Origin of the sequence: Streptomyces albospinus (assembly GCF_014648695.1) — a bacterium.
Taxonomy (GTDB): domain Bacteria; phylum Actinomycetota; class Actinomycetes; order Streptomycetales; family Streptomycetaceae; genus Streptomyces; species Streptomyces albospinus.
Map to the genome: position 1 here is coordinate 78,343 of NZ_BMRP01000004.1, position 18,235 is coordinate 96,577.

13 protein-coding genes, 1 other RNA gene and 5 pseudogenes are annotated in these 18,235 nt (G+C 70.4%); 4 read left to right on the forward strand and 15 right to left on the reverse strand.

The annotated features are described in order from the left end of the window. Positions 1–28: 28 nt before the first annotated feature. Positions 29–429, forward strand: an RNA gene (gene rnpB / locus IEZ17_RS07800) — RNase P RNA component class A. A 302-nt stretch (positions 430–731) separates the two neighbouring features. Here rnpB and IEZ17_RS07805 read toward each other — a convergent pair. The 12 genes and pseudogenes from IEZ17_RS07805 to IEZ17_RS07850 form a co-directional block, all read right to left on the reverse strand. Then, positions 732–1,232 (reverse strand): hypothetical protein, encoded by a 501-nt coding sequence (locus tag IEZ17_RS07805; RefSeq protein ID WP_189297849.1) that lies wholly within the window; start codon positions 1,230–1,232, stop codon positions 732–734. An 8-nt stretch (positions 1,233–1,240) separates the two neighbouring features. Then, positions 1,241–2,902 (reverse strand): helicase-related protein, encoded by a 1,662-nt coding sequence (locus IEZ17_RS42105; RefSeq protein ID WP_229852021.1) that lies wholly within the window; start codon positions 2,900–2,902, stop codon positions 1,241–1,243. Further along, positions 2,847–4,460, reverse strand: a complete 1,614-nt coding sequence (locus IEZ17_RS42110) for a DEAD/DEAH box helicase (RefSeq protein ID WP_229852022.1) — start codon at positions 4,458–4,460, stop codon at positions 2,847–2,849. Before IEZ17_RS42110 ends, IEZ17_RS42105 begins: the two co-directional genes overlap by 56 nt. Before the next feature lie 37 nt (positions 4,461–4,497). Beyond that, on the reverse strand, positions 4,498–7,332 hold the full coding sequence (locus IEZ17_RS07815; protein ID WP_189297851.1) for a tetratricopeptide repeat protein: 2,835 nt from the start codon (positions 7,330–7,332) through the stop codon (positions 4,498–4,500). 5 nt (positions 7,333–7,337) lie between these two features. Then, positions 7,338–7,775 carry a hypothetical protein gene (locus tag IEZ17_RS07820; RefSeq protein WP_189297853.1) on the reverse strand — a complete coding sequence of 146 codons (438 nt, stop codon included), beginning with the start codon at positions 7,773–7,775 and terminating at the stop codon, positions 7,338–7,340. 140 nt (positions 7,776–7,915) lie between these two features. Then, positions 7,916–8,329 carry a hypothetical protein gene (locus tag IEZ17_RS07825; protein WP_194505900.1) on the reverse strand — a complete coding sequence of 138 codons (414 nt, stop codon included), beginning with the start codon at positions 8,327–8,329 and terminating at the stop codon, positions 7,916–7,918. Positions 8,330–8,419: 90 nt separating this feature from the next. Beyond that, positions 8,420–8,593, reverse strand: a pseudogene (locus IEZ17_RS42115) (ABC transporter ATP-binding protein); the annotation flags it as partial. A gap of 959 nt (positions 8,594–9,552) precedes the next feature. Beyond that, positions 9,553–10,218 carry a class I SAM-dependent methyltransferase gene (locus tag IEZ17_RS07835; protein WP_229852024.1) on the reverse strand — a complete coding sequence of 222 codons (666 nt, stop codon included), beginning with the start codon at positions 10,216–10,218 and terminating at the stop codon, positions 9,553–9,555. A gap of 124 nt (positions 10,219–10,342) precedes the next feature. Continuing rightward, positions 10,343–10,570, reverse strand: a pseudogene (locus tag IEZ17_RS07840) (IS256 family transposase); the annotation flags it as partial. Beyond that, positions 10,558–10,769: pseudogene (locus IEZ17_RS44390) on the reverse strand (hypothetical protein); the annotation flags it as partial. The pseudogenes IEZ17_RS44390 and IEZ17_RS07840, both read right to left, overlap by 13 nt. 154 nt (positions 10,770–10,923) lie before the next feature. Next, entirely contained in the window at positions 10,924–12,051 is a 1,128-nt protein-coding gene (locus tag IEZ17_RS07845; RefSeq protein ID WP_189297857.1) for an NADH:flavin oxidoreductase, read from the reverse strand. Between the two features lie 134 nt (positions 12,052–12,185). After that, positions 12,186–14,324: an MFS transporter gene (locus tag IEZ17_RS07850; protein ID WP_189297859.1), complete on the reverse strand. Its 2,139-nt coding sequence runs from the start codon at positions 14,322–14,324 to the stop codon at positions 12,186–12,188. A gap of 136 nt (positions 14,325–14,460) precedes the next feature. Between IEZ17_RS07850 and IEZ17_RS07855 the strand changes: the two genes are divergently transcribed. Continuing rightward, the gene (locus IEZ17_RS07855) at positions 14,461–14,901 is read left to right on the forward strand and encodes a MarR family winged helix-turn-helix transcriptional regulator (RefSeq protein ID WP_189297861.1); all 441 of its coding nucleotides are present in this window, start codon (positions 14,461–14,463) and stop codon (positions 14,899–14,901) included. Between the two features lie 54 nt (positions 14,902–14,955). Here the strand turns inward: IEZ17_RS07855 and IEZ17_RS07860 are convergent, their stop codons facing one another. Both IEZ17_RS07860 and IEZ17_RS42120 read right to left on the reverse strand, forming a co-directional pair. After that, a complete protein-coding gene (locus tag IEZ17_RS07860) occupies positions 14,956–15,237 on the reverse strand; it encodes a GPP34 family phosphoprotein (RefSeq protein ID WP_189297863.1) in 282 nt (93 codons plus the stop codon). A gap of 134 nt (positions 15,238–15,371) precedes the next feature. Beyond that, a pseudogene (locus IEZ17_RS42120) lies at positions 15,372–15,919 on the reverse strand (phosphorothioated DNA-binding restriction endonuclease family protein); the annotation flags it as partial. Between the two features lie 33 nt (positions 15,920–15,952). On the opposite strand from IEZ17_RS42120, the gene IEZ17_RS07865 reads away from it, so the two are divergent. Together IEZ17_RS07865 and IEZ17_RS07870 are read left to right on the forward strand one after the other, a co-directional pair. Then, positions 15,953–16,339: a barstar family protein gene (locus IEZ17_RS07865; RefSeq protein ID WP_189297865.1), complete on the forward strand. Its 387-nt coding sequence runs from the start codon at positions 15,953–15,955 to the stop codon at positions 16,337–16,339. Between the two features lie 165 nt (positions 16,340–16,504). After that, a pseudogene (locus IEZ17_RS07870) lies at positions 16,505–16,983 on the forward strand (HIT family protein). A 283-nt stretch (positions 16,984–17,266) separates the two neighbouring features. Here the strand turns inward: IEZ17_RS07870 and IEZ17_RS07875 are convergent. Then, complete coding sequence (locus tag IEZ17_RS07875) at positions 17,267–18,034, reverse strand: hypothetical protein (RefSeq protein ID WP_189297867.1); 768 nt, start codon at positions 18,032–18,034, stop codon at positions 17,267–17,269. Positions 18,035–18,235 lie beyond the last annotated feature (201 nt).

The window sequence follows — 18,235 nt, forward strand, 5'->3', positions numbered from 1 at the left end:
CGCCAGGTAGCATGGTCCCCACGGCGGACGAGCCGGCCGGGCGGTCGCGTGGGGATCCCGTATCCCCCCGAGGAACGTCCGGGCTCCACAGGGCAGGGTGGTGGGTAACACCCACCCGGGGTGACCCGCGGGACAGTGCCACAGAAAGCAAACCGCCGGGGACCTCGGTCCTCGGTAAGGGTGAAACGGTGGTGTAAGAGACCACCAGCCTCCGAGGTGACTCGGAGGGCTAGGTAAACCCCACCCGGAGCAAGGTCAAGAGGGGGCATCGCAAGATGCCCCTGCGCGGACGCACGAGGGCTGCCCGCCCGAGTCCGCGGGTAGACCGCACGAGGCTGCCGGCAACGGCAGCCCTAGATGGATGACCGCCTCCCGGCCGACCGCAAGGTCGCCCGGAGACAGAACCCGGCGTACAGGCCGACTCGTCCGCTTTTCCAGCCCTGACCAGAGGGAACGCCTTCGGTGGGGCCTTTGTGGGGGCTGGGGTGGGCATCCTTCTCTGACCTGCGGGTTCCTGGGAGTGCCCTTGTGGATGTGCACTGGATGTGCACTCGGGTGAGCGGCGGAGACCCTGACGCAGAACCTGGCGCAAGGCTTGGCCGCGGGTTCGAGCCCTCGGACGGGCTCTGCCGCGCCGTCCGCTCACGCAGGGAGAGCGGTTGACCTGTGTGGTCGGTTAGTGAGCGTCTCTCAGCTGGGATGCGGCCGGGAATCGCCGACAGGGCGCTCTCCTACCCGTTACCGTGCAGGGGCGCCCCTTCCGTGGATGCCATGTAGCCGATGCCGGCGTCTGTGATCCACTCAGCGGCATCCCTGCCCAGTTTCCAGGGGGACCGGAGAAGCACGGCGCGCAAAGTGCCTCGCTCACGTACAGCCGCCGGCTCGGCTTCCAGCTGCTTGCGCCGGTCTCCATCCGGCCCCCAATGAGGGTCGGTTGGGCTGTCGAGGACGGTGATGAAACGCTCAACGCGATCAGGCCATGTGGGGTGCGCCCACCACCTGGAGCAGGCGAGTGCACCGTGGCAGGCCGTGTAGAGCAGACCGAAGCGGACGCCCTTCTCTTCCATCTGCCCAGTGAATCTCCCGAGTCGGCGGTCTGCGTGGTCCTCGTACTCTTCGAGGTCTTCCTTGGACCGCGCGAGCTCGCTCAGTGTCATACCGGTGGGGAGCTTGCGCTCCGGGTTCGTCGACCACCGGAAGATCCGATGGGCAAGGAGGTCCACATCGTCCACACGACTTTTCAGGATTCCCCTACAGCCCCGACCCCGTTGTAGGCCGCGAGCCAGCCGGCGGTGAAGCGGTCGCCGCAGGTGAAGACCGCTGCTCCCCGTCGGCCCGTCGAGGGATCGTCGGGGTCCGCGAGCGGGTGCTCCAGGCGGGCCGACGAGCCGTCCGCCGTGTACCGGACCGTCGTCGCACCGTCCCACAGGCAGATCACCGCACCGTGCGGGGCCTCGACGCGCAGGGAGCCGGAGTGCGAGGTGAATGCGGCGCCGGTGGCCCGCTGTTTCAGCAGTGCCTGGTAGCGCTCCGGCGAGAGAGCGCTGTCGCGCGGTGGAGTGGTGCCCGTCCAGTCCGGGGCGCCGACGCCCCGGTCCCGTGCCGCACGCCACATGCGGGGGACGAGGCGAGTGGCGAGCTGCGGCGTGGCCATCCGCCCGCACATCCACAGCAGCCGACCGGCGCCGCGGCCGGGCCCGAGGGCGCGCCAGCGGATGCGCTCGGCGAGGTCCGCGGCCACGACGGCCGCCCAGGGGTGGACGGTGCCCAGCTCGCCCTGGGCTCCCAGCCAGGCCAGGTAGCGCTGGCTCTCGTCCAGGATGCCGGTCAGGCTGTCGGCCGGGATGCCGAGCACGTATCCGCCACGTGCGGCGAACAACTGCGGGCTCCTGGCGACCAGCAGCAGTACCGCGTGGGCCAGTTCGCCCGGCAGCAGGCCCTCGTCCTTGTCCGGGAGGCTCTGGTCGTGCCCCAGGCGCTCCGCGCGGCCCTGATGGTGCAGCACCCGCCGCAGCGTGGCGCGCGCCCGGTCGCTGAAGGCCGCTTCCGCCAGTTCGGGGAGCTGGATGCTCAGTAGCTCGGTGAGGAGAGCCTCGGCATGGTCGGGGTCCTCGGGCACCTGCACCCTGCGCACGCCTTCGGACAGCTCGTGCGCGAGCTCGGCGTCGACCATGAAGCGGCTGGTCAGCATGCCCAGTTCGGTGGCCTCCAGGAATTCCGCGCCCTGGGGGCCGGGGGCGATGCGCAGGAACCCCGCTTCCGCCAGGTAGAGCGCTGCGTCATGGAGCGGCTCGACGCTGTCGTGTCCCTGATGGAAGGCGAATGTGTCGGTCCACCAGTCCTCGGCCTCCTTCATCGAGCCCACGCGGCCCTGCACCACTTCGGCGAGGAGGTGGTCGGGCAGCCGGTCGCCGATGCGGGAGCGCACGGTGTAGCCGGCGGTCAGCCGGGCCTGCCACTCCGGGCGCTCCGTCTCGTCCGCCAGCAGGAAGGCCCAGCCCTCCCGTTCTCCCGCGCCGACCCGCCCGGCGCGGCCGAACATCTGCTGCACCATGGACACTTCGATCCGGTTCCGGCCCAGCCGGACGTCGCGCACGACGACGGCGCGGGCGGGGAGGTTCACTCCGGCGGCCACGGTGGAGGTCGCGACCAGGACATCGATCTCGCGGGCCCGGAAGGCGCGTTCGGCCTCGCGTTTGAACGGCCAGTCGCGGTAGTGCAGCCCCATGCCGGCGCTGGTGCACAGCCGCTCGACGAGTTCCGTGTCGTCCGCGTCGACGCCGCGCGTCGGCACGCCCCGGTCCGCGGCGAGGGCGAGTGCCGTCGCGCGCACGCCGCGCTTGCTGCTACAGAAGACGAGCACACTGCCGTCCTCGTCGGTGAAGGCCCGGGCCAGTTGCACGGCCGCGTTTGTGCGGGCGGTGACGGCCTGTGCGGACCGTTCGCCGTCGCGCAGCGCGGGGAGCATGGGGATCTGCCAGGTCAGCCGGGTGGGCCGCCAGGAGGTCCGGGATCAGCCGGGCCCCCAGCCATGCGGCGACCTGGTCGGCGTTGGCCACGGTCGCCGAGAGCCCGACGATGCGGGTCTGGGCGCTGTCCTCGCGCACCCGCGTGAGAACGGCTTCCAGCACGGCGCCGCGCCCCGGGTCGCCGAGTAGGTGGATCTCGTCGACGACCAGGCAGCCGACCTCGGCGAGGGCGCCGCCGAGCGATCCGTTCCGGCAGATCGCCTCGAACTTCTCGGTGGTGGCGACCCAGACGTCGGCCTCGCGGATGAGTTGGGTGTCGACGGCGTACTCGCCCGTGAGCCGGACGACCTCCAGCCCGTGCCGCCGCCAGTTCTCCAGTTCGCGGTCGAGTTCGTCGGTCAGCGACCGCTGGGGGACGAGCCAGGCCGCCTTGCGGCCTCGGGCGTGCGCCCGCAGTGCGGCGACCATGCCGATCGGCGTCTTGCCGGCTCCCGTCGGGGCGACGACGATCAGGTGGTCGTCGCCGTCCATCACCGCCGGAACGGCGTCGGCCTGGGCGGGGTTGAAGGTGGGGTACGGCAGCAGGCGGGTCCAGTCCTCGGGAACGAGGTCGGCCACCGGTATGTACGGGATGTCGTCGGCGGCCGGAAGGTCCTCCAGGGCGTCCCACTGGGCCTCGAACGCATCCCGGGCCGCATGGGCCCCGGGACCGGCGACGGGTGCGGGCGGCATCGGGGAACCGTTGGCGGGGAACGCGCGGACCGGGTGGGCCACCAGCGCCGTGGCGGTGCCGAAGTCGGACACGGTGCCGACCTGTTCGCCCTCCGTCCAGTGCCGGGCGCTGCGGAACGGTATGCAGCGGACTGCCAGGTGCGCGCGCAGGTCGTCGAAGGCGGGGCCCTCGGGGAGGATGACGCGGACGTCGTCGGCCGCCGACACCGCCTGCTCGGGCGGTCGCCAAGCCGGGTCGGTCACCTTGCACCACATCAGGCGGCGCTGCTCGTGAGCCCTGGGCACCGGGAGGTCCGCGGGCCAGGCCGGTCCTGTGGAAGCGGCGATGACCCTGAGAGGGGTGATGGGGGTGATGGTGACACCGGGCTCCACGGGACAGGGGCCGAGGAGCGCCTCCTCGGCGCTGGCGACGAGCGCCGGTCCGGTCACCTTGAGCCGCGGGGCCGCGGTCTTCTTCGCCGTGGGACGCGGCCACAGCTTGTCGTAGGTCTTCACGCCGAGGTCGGCCAGCGTGTACGCCGCGGGGCAGACCGGGCAGACGACGGCCACGTAGCGGTAGACGCGCCCGCCCGATTCGTACGGTCTGCGGAGCGCGTACATACGCCCGTCGCACTCCGGGCAGGTGCGGGGCACCTCCTCCTCGTAGCTCCACCCCGGTTCGGTGAAGCGGTCGATGAGCCCGGTGCCCTCCAGCGCGACGCCCCAGCGTTCCTGCACGACTTCCACGACCGTCTGGCCGAACTCGGCCGTATCCCCCACGAGTTTCCCCCCTTGCCGGCCCGGCCGGCCGCGTGTGTCAGTCGACGATGATGCCCGGGTAGCAATGATCATGATTCCATCCGGGCTGGATCGCGTATCCGCAGTAGCAGAGCCCTGACCGGGCGGGCTTGCCCTCGGAGCGACGGCGCAGTGCAACCGCGAGCGGCTGCCGAGCGAGCCACGCCCCGGCGTCCTCGCCCTCCCACCGGCCCAGTGCTTCGGGGGAGGCGGCAAGTCCGTTCACCAGCGTCGCGAAGATGTCGTCGGCCTGCCGGAGGAGGAAGCCCAGCACGTTGCCGCAATACCGCGGCTCCATGTCGTCGAGGCGGTGGCGGCGGTCCTTGGCGTCCTGCCAGACCTCGTCCTGGTTGAGGAGGGTCACGTAGTGCTCCTCCATGGTCCAGGACCGGGGTCCCCCGTCGGCCAGTCGGTCCCGTGCGGTTTCGTAAGCCTTGCGCGCCTTCCGCAGCGGCTTCTCGAACTCGGCGGCACGCACCTCCGCGAGCCGCCGAAAGATCTCCACTGCCTCCCCGGCGACGGCCAGGGCTTCCTTCGCGTGCCCGCTGAGCGCGAGATACGTGCCGAGGGTCGTCAAGGTCTCGGCCAGGGAAGGCTCATGGGCGGCCGGGTTCACATCCGCCAACCGCCGCTCGATCGCGACCGCCTCGCGCAGGGCGGCCAGCGCGTCGTCGCGGCGGCGTGCGCCCCACAGGAAGAACCCCAGGTTGCCCAGGCCCGTCGCAAGGTCGGACTCCTCCACCACCATGGAGCGAGTGAGGTCGGTTACGGGTGCCGCGGGCCCGTCGGCCACCAGCCGTCGCATGATCTCGACCGAGCGCTCCGCCGCGGAGAGGGCATCCTCCCAGCGCCGCAACCGCCAGGAATAGACCGCGGTTTGAGCCAGTGTCATGGCCAGGCCCGGTTCGTGGACCGCCGGATCGGTCGGGGCCAGCCGCTGGAAGATCCCCATGGCCCGCTGCGCGGCGGCCAGAGCTTCCTCCTGCTCGCGCTCCTCCGACATGCCGTGTCCCAGATGGGACAGGGAGAGCGCGAGGCCCGGTTCGTAGGCCCTGTGGTCAGAGGCGGCCAGTCCGCGGAAGATGCCGACCGCCTCCTCGGCGGCCCGGCGGCTCGCCTGCATGCGGTCCGCCTTGAAGGCGCACTCGCTCAGCTGGGTCAGGGCGCCGGCGAGTTCGGGTTCGAACCTGCCAGGGTCGGTGGCCGCGAGCCGCCGGAAGATGCCGACCGCCTGATCGGTGGCCGCCACGGCGTCCTCTCGGTGTCCCGCCCGGGTCATCCGGAACCCGAGGTTCTGGTGCAGCCGGGCGTGTTCGGCAGGGTCGTCCGTGGCGGCGAGCCGATGGCGGGTGAGGCGTTGGGTGAGGGCCGCGATCCCGGCGTCGAGGTCCACTTGGCCGTGCGGGGGGACGTGCGCGTCGATCGCCTCCAGGACGGCGGTATCGAGGTCGCAGGCGGCGAGCGCACTCAGGGCGGCGGCGCCGGCGGCGAGGGCCAGGGCCGGGTCGGCGCGCAGCACGGCTTCGAGGTGCCGGACCGCGTGGGGCCAGCGGTGCGGCGCCGCCGCCGAAGCCAGGAAGGTCAGTGCGCGGGCGGTGTGCGCGGGCGGCGCGCCCTGCCCGTCGCGGGCGACGAGCGTGCCGGTGGTGTCCGCCGCCCAGGGCGCGGCGGGGTAGCCGGTGGCCTCGTGCCCGGGGAGGCTCAGGGCGAGGAAGTCCTCGGCGAGCCGGTCGGGATAGAGCGGCTCCAGGACGGCACCGGACTCCTCTGCCGGATAGCACGTGGTGTGGTCGGCCAGCAGCCGTCCGGGATGCTCCAGGCCGAGACTGCTCAGCAGTGCGGTGCCGTTCGCGTACGCGGTGGCTCCGGTGAGGGCTGCGGTGAAGACCACCTGGCCCATGGCGCCGGGCGGTGTCGCGTAGTCCAGTCCCTCCAGACGGTTCTCGTAGAGCTGGGTCCAGTGCCGGCGTTCGCGGTCGAGCAGGTACGCGGACAGGCCCGCCATGTCCTGCGGGGGCCGGCTGCCCCGGGTGTAGGCGTCGACCGCCACCAGCGCGGCCATGTGCAGCGCCAGGACGAGCCCGAAGTCCGGCCGGTGCAGACAGCCGGGCGGTTCGATGACGGACGGGTCGGCGAGTCCGTACCGGGCGGCGAAGCAGTCCCGAGCGATGGTGAACATGGCCCGCCGTTCACCGAGTTCGCCGCCCCGGTCGTCGAGCGGGGGCAGCGCCAGGTCGCTCGTCCCGGCCTCCGCATCCTCAAGGGCGGCCCGCACGGCGGGCCAGGGGGCGACCGACCGGCCCAGCAGCAACACCCGGGTCGGCAGCGGATGGTGGAGCAGCCGGTTGTTGAGCAGCCAGGTCAGGTGGGAGAGCGGCCAGCGGTCGGCATAGTCGACGACCAGTAGCAGCCCGGCGGCACCGGCGAGGCGCAAGTCCTGGCTTCCCGGGTGCGGCTGGATCGTCCCGGAGCCATGGGTGGCCGTGACGACCTTCCAGCCCGCTGCGGCACTGTCGTCGGCGAACCGGGCCGCCAGCCGGGTCTTGCCCTGCCCGCCGGGGCCGTGCAGCCAGGTGGCCGCGAGGCGCGGACCGCCGCCGTCCCGCCATGCGGCCAGCCCGGCCCGCTCCCGGTCGCGGCCAGTGAAGTCCACGACCTGGAAACGGGCATTGAGCAGACGGCTGGGCTGGGCGGTGAGCCACGCGGCATCCTGGCCCGCGGGGGCGGCGGCCGGACCGTACTCGGAGAGCAGGTAGACCGGGCCCCGGTCGGGGAAGACGTGCAGATCGGCACCGATGACGCCATACCCGAAACCGTTCTCGACGCGGACCTCTTGCCGGGATCCCGAACCCATGCGGCTCAATGCGCGGCTCCGCTACCGCCCCTCGGTCCGGGAGGCATCTGGTGCACGATGACGTTGCCACCCTGGACAGCGAAGACCTGGCCGCCGTCCTTGGCGACATTGTTCTGCACCCATGCGCGCTGGTCCTCGGGCAGGCGGTCCCGGATCTCGTTGATCAGCTCTTGAAGGTCACCGGCAGCGTCCGGGTGCTCGTCCAGCAGCGACTCCAGCTCCAGCTGCCACACGGGAAGCAGGCTCTCGCGCACCCGCTCGGCGTCGCCTGCCCGCTCGACCAGGGCCATGTGGCTGTCCAGTTGGGCCTCGATGGCCGACTGTTGATCCTGTCCCCGGCGGCGGAACAGCCGCGCGATCCCGCCGCGCGCAACCGCCCAGGAGTCCGTGGCCATGGCCCCGACCACGGTGGTTCCCCCGGCCAGAATCAGTTCTTCCAGCATCATGCCCCCCTTGCCCTGCGATCCCGTGATCGCTGCCGTGACAGGACATTATCCATTGGTGTGGGTGAACGACCATGGAGCACAAGGGCGGTTGGCAGTCTCCATGACGACCACCGCCCGCGCCCGGTCGCCAGGCACGGTCACGGTTGTCGGGCCGCCGCAGCCGCCTCGGCGTGACGAGTCGAACCGAAGCCGCCCTCGTGGCACGGCAGTACATCAGCGCTTGACGGGGCTCCCGGGGCGGGCCTGCACGGGCAACAGCCTGTGCAGGCCCGCCCCGCCGCATCAGTAGGCCGTTTCGGCCATAACACAGCCGAAGCAGTCAAGTTGACCAGGACGAAGAGCGTTTTGCCCGTCAGGTAGGACGTCATCGCTCCGGGGATGCCACGCAGTCGCAGCAGCGTTCCGTCCTCCCGGTCGCCGAAGAGGAACTGCGGCACGGTCATCAGGCCGAACATGACGATGGTCGAGGCGATGCCGCCGGCCAGGGACAGCTGGGTCATCTCGCCCTTGTGTCCGCCGGCCCGCCAGTAGCCGATACCCCGGAAGACCACGGGAGTCGTCAGATACGCAGAGGTCCTTGCGGGTGCGCAGGACCTGGCGCAGCTCGGTGGCGCCGCGGTGCAGGCCGAGGCGGAATGCGCTCACGACGCCTCCGTACGGGCGGCGGTGAGGCCGGTTTCGGACCCCTCGGGAAGGTCGGCGCCGACCATGCCGAGGTAGGTGTCCTCAAGGGTTGGACGCCGCACCTCGATTCCGGGAATCGGGCCGTTGAACTGCTGGTGCAGCTCCCAGAGGGTCTGCGACGGGTCCGCGGTGAGCAGCCGCAGGGCCACGAGCGGAGCAACTTTGCCAGCCATTGGAGTGGGAAATCGGCGCGCCTGCCTGAGATCCGGCGTGCCGAGGTACTCATCCCGCGTCCGATTTCCCCCCGACCAGGAGAAAACGCGATGCGCACGTACATAGTCCGTTCGCTTGCCGCTGCGGCGCTCGCCGCAGCGATGGTCGCCTCGCTCGCCGCCCCGGCCCAGGGCGTCCCTCAGGGCCGAGCCGTGAGGGCGAACGGTGACCACGGCCGCGGCGATCGGGGCGACGGGTGTGACGAGTGCCGTGGTGATGATGATGGCTCTGGTCTGGGCGGTGTCGGTCCGGGGGACGTCGGCGGGGGAGTCGGCGATCGGAGTGCCCGCGATCGGGGCGACGGGTGCGACGAGTGCCGCGGTGACGATGATGGCTCTGGTCTGGGCGGTGTCGGTCCGGGGAACTTCGATGGGGATGACGACGATCGGAGTGACGACGATCGGGGCGGCGCCGATCCGGATGACTTCGGCCCGCCCGACGGGTTCCGCTCCCGGCTGTTCGGTCTGGCCATGTTCGGCGTGGATCCGTTCGGCTTCTCCAGGTGCCTGTTGGATTGGGACTGACCCTGGGAGCCGGGCGGGCTGCTGTCGCCCGTCGTCGTAGCGGCCCTGCGCCTACACCTCCTTCGACCGGGTTCAGCTCCGGTAAGTACGCGGGCACCAGGAAAACCTTCAACCACTCGCGTTCGGAGGTCAGTTGACGCACTCCACGTGAGACACCAGCGGAAGGCCCAGCCCTCCCGACAGAGGAGAGAGCAGCGTGCCGTGACGAAGACACTTACAGAGCGTCGCCACAGCTCAGAAACCCAACTTGTCCACCACTGGGGATTCTCGGTGTCCACCATCAGCAGACCGTGCCTTTGCGGTCGAGGAATTGTCACCTCCCGTGGATGGTCGGAAACGCGGAGAGACAGTGGTTACTGCCGGGTGATGATGCCAGGAGGTTCCCGTCCCGCATCGAGCTGGAGGCCGAGATAGGTCCAGGCCACTCCCGGGCGTCCGTGCGGATCCTCGCGCTGAGCTTGGTGGACGACGTCCAGGCCGCAGCTCTGGGCGAGGCCGATGGTCTCCTCGGCGGAGACGGGGAACATACGGCGGCCCGCCGGGACCGGGCCATGACGCAGGGAGAGGACCACCCGGCCCCCACTCTCAAGCAGGCCGACCAGGCGGGCCATGGCCGAGGCGCGCTGTCGTTCGTCGAGATGCATCCAGACCGCGGTCAGCAAGATCAGGTCGAAGCGGCGCTCTTGTGCTGTCAGCTCGGGCAGCTCGGGAAGCGCGTCCTCGACCCATTCGATCTCCTGGTCGGCATGGAGGCGCCGGCCCAGCGCGCGCAGCTCGGCGGTGGGTTCGGCAGCGACGACCCGGTGTCCCCGGGCGGCCAGTGCCGCCGCGTCGCGCCCGCTGCCCGCCCCAACATCCAACACGGAGCTTGGCTGGGAGGGGAACAGGTGCAGCACCTCGCGGTGTACGTCGGCGAAGGTCACGCTCTCGTACTGCTCGGCAAGAGCCTCCGCTGCCTCGCCGTACCCGGCGGTACTGGCCATGGCCGACAACTGCTCGCTGACTGTCTCGCTGTTCATGGCGCGGCACCCTACGTCTGCTCCGGCCTGGTCACCACGATGAAGATCACTGCTGCCGATGGTGTGCTGCCGAGCCATCCGGTGATACGCCCCGCCTGCCAAGTGCCACGGCCAGCTGGGGTGTTCACGCTGCAGAAGGCTGCGGACGTTCCACAAGGCGTCCGCATTCGATACGGCTCCGGCGCGGACCAGGGCGACGAGGTGGGGCGCGTTCACGGCCCGCCAGCGGTCCTGGGCGGACTCGAGAGCTGAAGACCATCGCAAGGGCGGCGGATCGGCTGCCGGCGCCCTTGGTGAACTCGGTGCGCAGGCGGACGGTGGCGAACGTCGACTCGATGGGAGAGCCCCGTCGTCACCACAGAACACACACACGGGAACTCGTAGGCGGTGAGTATGAGTTCACGCATCCGTCGATCACGTTGCTGCGGGGCTGCGGGGCTGCGGGGCTGCGGGGCTGCGGGGCTGCGGGGCTGCGGGGCTGCGGGACCGGCGCCGTGCACGGCGCCGGTCCCGGCGAGCTCCAGATCGAGACCTACGGCTTCGCACAGATCACTGGGCCTCCGCCGGGGCCTGCGCCGCCACGTGGTGCGCACTGTTCCTGACCGCCAGCACGTGGCACTTCACCCGGACAACCAGACTGACCTGACTTCCCCCCCCACCCACCCCAACCCTTCGCGATCGGGCCCGCTGGCCGGCGCCTCTTACCTAGCTCAGCGTCTTCAGCGCCGCCGCGTCGTAGGGCTGGAGCTCCTCGATGCGGTTGCCCAGGACCTTCGCCGCCCACTGCGGGTCCTGGAGCAGGGCGCGGCCGACGGCGACCATGTCGAACTCGTCGCGCTCCAGGCGGTCGAGGAGGTTGTCGATGCTGCCCACCGCGGCACCCTCGCCGGCGAACGCACGGAGGAAGTCGCCGTCGAGGCCGACCGAGCCGACGGTGAGGGTGGGCCTGCCGGTGAGCTTCTTGGTCCAACCCGCCAGGTTCAGGTCCGAGCCGTCGAACTCCGGGAGCCAGTAGCGGCGGGTGGAGGCGTGGAAGGCGTCGACGCCGGCCGCGGTGAGCGGGGCCAGGATCGCCTCCAGCTCCTGCGGGGTCTCGGCGAGCCTGGCGTCGTAGGCCTCCTGCTTCCACTGCGAGTAGCGGAAGATCACCGGGAAGTCGGGGGAGACGGTCTCGCGGACGGCTGCCACGATCTCGGCCGCGAACTTCGTACGGGCAACCGGATCGCCGCCGTAGGCGTCGGTACGGCGGTTGGTGCCCGCCCACAGGAACTGGTCGAGGAGGTAGCCGTGGGCGCCGTGCAGTTCGACGCCGTCGAAGCCGATGCGCTCGGCCGCCGCGGCGGCCTCGGCGAACGCGCCGATGACGTCGTCCAGATCGCGCTGCGTCATGGCCTTGCCACCGCCCTCGGTGCCGTCGACGCGGATGCCGGAAGGGCCGACGGCGGGGGCGTCGGCGAAGGGCGGCTCGCCCTGCTTGCGGACCATGCCGATGTGCCACAGCTGCGGCACGATCGTGCCGCCGGCGGCGTGCACGGCGTCGGCGACCTTCGCCCACCCGGCCAACTGCTCCTCGCCATGGAAGCGCGGCACACGGTCACTCTGCCCGGCCGACGCGTGGCCGACGTAGGTCCCCTCGGTGACGATCAGTCCCACACCCGCGGCGGCACGGCGGGCGTAGTACGAGAGCACGTCCTCGCCGGGGACGCCGCCCGGGGAGAACATCCGCGTCATCGGCGCCATCGCGATGCGGTTGGGGACGGTCAGGCCGTTCAGGGCGATGGGCCGGGAGAGGATCTCGGCAGCGCGGGAGGCGGCGGGTGCCGTGGCGGTCATGGGGAAGCTCCTTGTATGTATCGGTATCGGTAGGTGTGTGCAGCGTGCTTTGCATGGGTGTGGGGGCTGGGTGTCCGGGAGGTCGCGGCAGTCCGCCTGTCCGGCGGGCCGCCTGCGTTCCCGGACACCGCCGGCTATTGCGCCGCGGGGTGTGCCAGCGCCAGGTCGAAACTGTCCGTACCGCGGCCCTCGACGGCCAGCGTCGATGCCACGGGCGGGTAGCCGCTGGCGATGATCGAGTACTCGCCCGCGGTCAGGTCGGTGAAGGCGTAGGCGCCATCGGTGTCCGTGAGGGTGGTGCGCACCACGTTCCCCGCGGCGTCCACCAGCGTCAGCCGGGCGTCGGGCAGCGGACGGGCGCCCTCCCCGGCGCGTACGGTGCCCCGCACCTGCACACCGGCCGGTCCTGTGGCGCGGGGGAGTCTGACGCCGTAGGGGACCGGGGTGTCCGTTGCCGTGACCGTGGCTGCCTGCGGCTGGTGGCCGTCGGCGGTCGCGATCAGGACGTACGGGCCGCTTGTCGGGGCGTGCAGCGCGTACCGGCCGTCGGGTTGGGAGGCCGTGCGGCCCACCTGCCGTCCGTCCGGAGAGATGAGGGTGAGAGCGGCACCGCCCAGCACCTCACCTGCGGCGTCCCGCACCAGGCCGTGGAACCCGGCACCGGCCGGGACGGAATCGACCTGGACCGCATCGGCTTGGACGGCAGGCTCGGTAGCCGGATCAGCCACCGGACCGGCAACCGGACCGGCAACCGGATCAGCCACCGGATCGGCAACGACCGTCTCCGCTACCGGAGTTGACGAGGTGTCCGCGTCTGCCGTGCCTGCCTCGTCGACCCGGGGGCCGTGCTGTCCGCGCAGGCCGAGCAAGCTGATCACCGCGACGAGCGCGAAGGCGGCGGCGCCGATGCCGAAGGTGAGGGTGAATCCGGATTCGGCGGGCAGCGGCGGAACGCCCGCCGGCAGGTGCTCGATGGTCTTGGAGGCCAGGATCGTGGTGACGACGGCGCTGCCGATCGCGCTGCCGGTGGAGCGGGAGATCGAGTTGATGCCGTTGGCGATGCCGCTCTGGTGGTGCGGGACGCTCGCCATGATGACGGCGGGCATGGCGGCGTAGCCGAAGCTGACGGCTGCGCCGGTCAGGAGGCCGGCTCCGATGACCGAGGCGGTGTGGGCGTGGTCGAGGGCCAGCCAGCCGAAGCCGACGGCTCCGAATGCGGCAGCCATACCGAGCACGTACCGGGGGCCTTGGTGCCGGACGAGCCGGCCGCCGATGGGTGAGGCGAGCAGGGAGACGATCGCGCCGGGCAGCAGGAACTCGACGGATGCGCGCAGGATGGAGGCGTTGAAGCCGAAGCCGGTGAGCGCCTTGGGCATCTGGGCGAGGTAGGAGACGCCGAGGAAGTTCGCGAACATGCCGAAGCCGACGAGGATGCCGGCGAGGTTGGCCATGAGGACCGGGCGGTGGACGAACATCCGCATGTCGACGAGGGGCTCGCGGACCTTGAGTTCGACCAGGACCCAGACGGCGATCATGACGACCGCGCCGGCGAAGGCGCCCAGCGTTCGGCCGGAGGACCAGCCCCACTCGTGGCCCTGGGAGATCGGCAGCAGGAGCAGCAGAAGGGCGATGCCGAGGGTCAGCGCGCCGAGGAAGTCGGTGCGTCCGCCGGTCTTGTGCCGGGTCGCCGGGACCAGGAAGACGACGGCGAGCAGGGCGAGGACCGCGAAGCCGGTCGCCATCCAGAAGGCGTTGCGGTAGTCGGCGTCGGCGCCGGAGGTGAGCAGGCCCGTGGCGACGAGCGCGAGCCCGCTGCCGAAGGCGAGGGTGCCGCTGACCAGTGCCATGGCGCCGGGCAGCTTCTGCGAGCGGACCTCTTCACGCAGGACGGAAAGGGCCAGCGGGAAGATCGCGGTGGCGGCGCCCTGGAGCACCCGGCCGAGGATCAGCAGCGGCAGCGAGCTGGCGAGCGCGGCGATGACGGAGCCCGCGACCATGACGACGAGCACGGCCACCAGGGTGGGCTTCTTGCCGTGCTGGTCGCCGAAGCGGCCGAGCAGCGGGGTGAAGACGGCGGCGGACAGCAGGGTGGCGGTGGTCACCCAGCTGACGTTGGCGGTCGAGGTGCCGAGGTCGCGCTGGATCAGGCCCAGGATCGGGACGGGCAGGGTCTGCATCATCGACACGACCATGGCGGCCAGGCTGAGGGCGAGGACGATGACCGTCTCGTTCCGTCGCCCGGCGGCGGGGGCTGATGCGGCGGCGTGGCTCATGGCTTGCGGGACCTTCTCAATGCTTCAGATCATAGATGTTTAATGACATCAAGTACTTCGCAGACGGTAGACCGAGATAGTTAAAGTGGTCAAGTAAATAATTGATGACATGAAGCACCTTGGGTACGCTCCAGCTATGAGCGCCACCACCTCGCAGGCCCCCACCAAGCTCCAGCTGCTGGAACTGCTCGCTGCCATCGGCACCGCCCAATGGCGCGATTTCGCCGCCGCCGCAGCCCATCACGGCCTCACCGCCATGCAGGCCAAGGTCCTCGCCCAGCTCGACGGCCCGCTGCCGATGCGCGGCCTCGCCGCCCTGCTGGTGTGCGAGGCGTCGAACGTCACGGGGATCGTGGACCGCCTGGAAGCCCGCGAGCTGGTCCGCCGCGAAGCCGACCCCGCGGACCGTCGGGTGAAGAACGTCGTCGCGACCGACGCGGGCCGCGAGATCATCCGCCGCGTGCGCGAGGAGATGCAGCAGACCCACGGCGCCCTCGACACCCTGGACGAAGCCGAGAGCGCGACGCTCTACGCCCTGCTGCAACGCCTGCGACCGACGATGGAGAAGGACGCCTGACGCCGCCGCGGCCTGGGCGCAACACGCCGACGCCGAGCCTCTCGCGGCGGCAGGTCAGGGACGGCGACGACCGCGCCCTGTCGGCCGCCCTCCGCTCCCTGGAGCTGATCCTTTTGGCGGACCGCTCCTCCCCGCCGCCCAGAGATCGATCATCCTGAGCCGGTCGTCGAGCAGTCCGAACCCCGTCGGGGCCGTGTCGATCACGGTGATCCGTCCGCGCTCCACGGATACACGGCCGGCCAGGACCAGATCGAGGACGATCCCGCCCGCCGCCGCCCACTGGCATGCCTGCCGCTCCCGCACCGCGCCGGACTCATCGTCCAGCGACAGCAGCATGATCTCCTAGGCGAGTGTCACAGTCACGTCGGTCCCCCCCCCGTCACTCGACTCCTCTGCTGAGACGCGTGGGACCGGGAATCAGCTCCCCCAGCCATCGACGCCGGTCGGCTCCGGAGCGGTCGATCATCGGCCTGTAACTCGTAGGCGGTGAGTATGAGTTCACGCATCCGTCGATCGCGTTGCCGCCGGGTCGCGGCGCCCGCGCCGTGTACGGACTCGGTCTCGGCGAGCTCCAGGTCGAGGCCCGCGGCTTCGCACAGATCCATGTGCAGGGACGGTGGGAAGCGGGTGTCCAGCAGCACTCTGGCGAGCCGTCTCAGCAGTGACGGCTCCTTTGCGAGCGCGGCCCTTAGACCGGGCGCGCGGCGCCAGGTGGCTCCGCTGGAACGAAGGAGCCCGACTCTACTTCCGGGGCTTCCCGGTCCCTGGTCGGTTCTGACCTCCCACACGCCATCGCTGACAAGGTGATGGAAGGGGTATGCGGGGGGCGTCGGGTGCGATGGCCCGTACTCGGTCAGCAACCGCTTGAGCTCACCTTCGACCTCGCCATAGCGCAACTCGTGTCGACATCCGGCTGATAGGTACCGAGTGCGTACAGCAGGAGCAGCGGCTTGTGCGGAGCCCGGACGCCGTTGTTCGTCCACCGCGTCGGCTATGCCACTCGATCAAGCCAATCCATAAACTGCGCGGAGCCGCACGTATCCTCCGAGCCGTGACACCGGTATATGTGCTGGACGGCAGGCAGATCAGAACGCTGGAAGACTTCTGGCGAGTCATCGGCGAAGCGATCAACGGTCCCGGGGGCTACTTCGGTCGGAACCTCGACGCCTTCGCCGACTGTCTCAGCGGTGGCTTCGGGACGCCCGACGACGAGGACTATGTGGTTGAGTGGCGCGACCACCAGGTGTCTCGCGATCATCTCGGCTATTCGGAGACAGCTCGCCAGTTGGAGATCCGGTTGTCGCGCTGTCACCCCACGAACCGTCCCTCTGTCAGCGCCGACCTTGCCGCGGCGAGAGAAGAGTGCGGAACCACTGTGTTTGATTGGCTGGTCGAGATCTTCGACGATCGCGCTCCTGGCGTCCTGCGACTCCGGTGACGGGTCATGGGGACGCCTTGTTCAGCACGCGAAGGAGGTGGATGCGGAGGTGCTCGACCTCGACGTCGTGGCCGCGTTTGCGAAGTGCTCGGAAACGCCCGTCGACTGTGATGCCCCCAGGCAGCCTCTGAGGGGGGAGGGATCGCGGCCGGGTAGGTTCTGGCCATGGTTGATGACTCGCGGAGGGATCGGATCGGCAGCGCTCTGCGAGGCGAAAACCCCGCCGTTCTGCGGCGCTTGAACGCGGGGTTCGCAGTGATCGGCGATGTGCGTTTCTACCGGGCTACTCGGTGCTCCTGGTGGACGATCCCAAGGTGGAGAGACTGTCGGACTTGCCCAGGGACAAGCGGCTGGCCTTTCTGTCCGACATGGACCTGCTCGGAGAAGCAGTCGAGCGAGCATCCCGTCGCATGGATGCGGCTTTCCGAAGGGTCAATCTGGAGATCCTGGGCAACACCGACGGGTTCTTGCATGCGCACGTATGACCACGGTTCGAGTGGGAGCCGACCGACTTGGTAGGTGTGCCGGTGTGGCTCTATCCCCGCGACAGGTGGACCGACGAGCAGTTCGCACTCGGTCCGCAGCACGACTCGCTGCGCAAGGCGATCGGGGACGAGCTGGACCGTCTGCGCTCGGCGAACTGACGGCACGCAGGCCGTGAGGCGGCCGTCTTCAGACGCGGGGGGAGGTGGACGTGCATGTGCTTCATCACGGCGTCACGTCCCAGCTGTCGGACTCGGTGACCAGCGGTTTCCGCGAGGGCGCAGGCCCTGTGGCGACCGCCGGCGCATCTGCATCAGCCTGATGGGCATGCGAGCCTGACTGATTGGCCTGGCAGGTACGCTGCCCGTTCCTGCGGGGCGAGGTCACGGTTGACCGCCTGACAGATCTTGTGGATGGCAGCGGCAGGCATGGGGAGAATGACATCTAGGAGCACCAGAAGAGGAAGCAGGTCTGCGACCGTGTGGGGCGTGGTGCGGGCGTCGGGTTCGGCCCCGTATTCGTGGGTGATGGCTTTGGCCGGGGTGGCTCCTTGGCAGTGGGCCGGGTGGCGACGGGCGGGGCCTTGGTCGCGGATATGGGAACCGCCGAGTGGGAGAGGGCGGCGTCTGTTGCCGATGCCGACGGCTTCGCGGCGTGCGACGGACGAGTCGACTCTCCCGCGGTCTGGCTTGGTGAGGGCTGCGCGGCGACGGACGGGTCGGCGGGCGTGGCCGACGCCTGCGACTCCGTGTCCCTGTCGTGCGTGGGACCGGTGGGCAGCAGTTCCCCCGACAGGCCTGTCGCGACGACGCCGACCAGTACGATCCCACCCGCGACGCTGAGGGCCAGCTTGGTCGTGCCGCCCTTGTGGCGTCGCGCCCGGCGTGGGCCCTTGCCGCGGCGGCGCGTTGCAGACGTTCGGTGGGAGGCGTACGCCTCGTTGCCGTCACCAGGACCGGCAGCCGCAGGCGCGTCAAAGCCGGTGGCCATGTCGGGGTCGAGGTCTCCATCGGCCGGGCCGGGTCCGTTGGGCTCGCCGCCCTGTTCGGGAAGGGGGCCTGTCCCGTAAGGCGCGAGGGGTTCGTACGCCTGGGTCTGCTCGTACGCCTGGGTCTGCTCGTAAACCGGAGTCTGTTCGTACGCGTGCGTGGCCCCGGGGCCCCCGTCGTACCCGTGCGTTCCCGTGTGCTCGTAGACCGGCGGCTCGGGCATCGGCGGGACGCCGTTCCGGTAGAGAGGGTGCGGGAGTGGTGGGGGGTAACCGGTGGTTGCACGAACGTGTGCATGGGCACACCTCGGGCACACCTCCGCTCCGCCGAGATAGCTCCCGCATCCAACGCAGTAGTCCATGCGGTTGTCCGTTTCCTCTGGCGTCGCCGCCCCCGCCCCGCTAGATGGCGGCACCCTACTGAC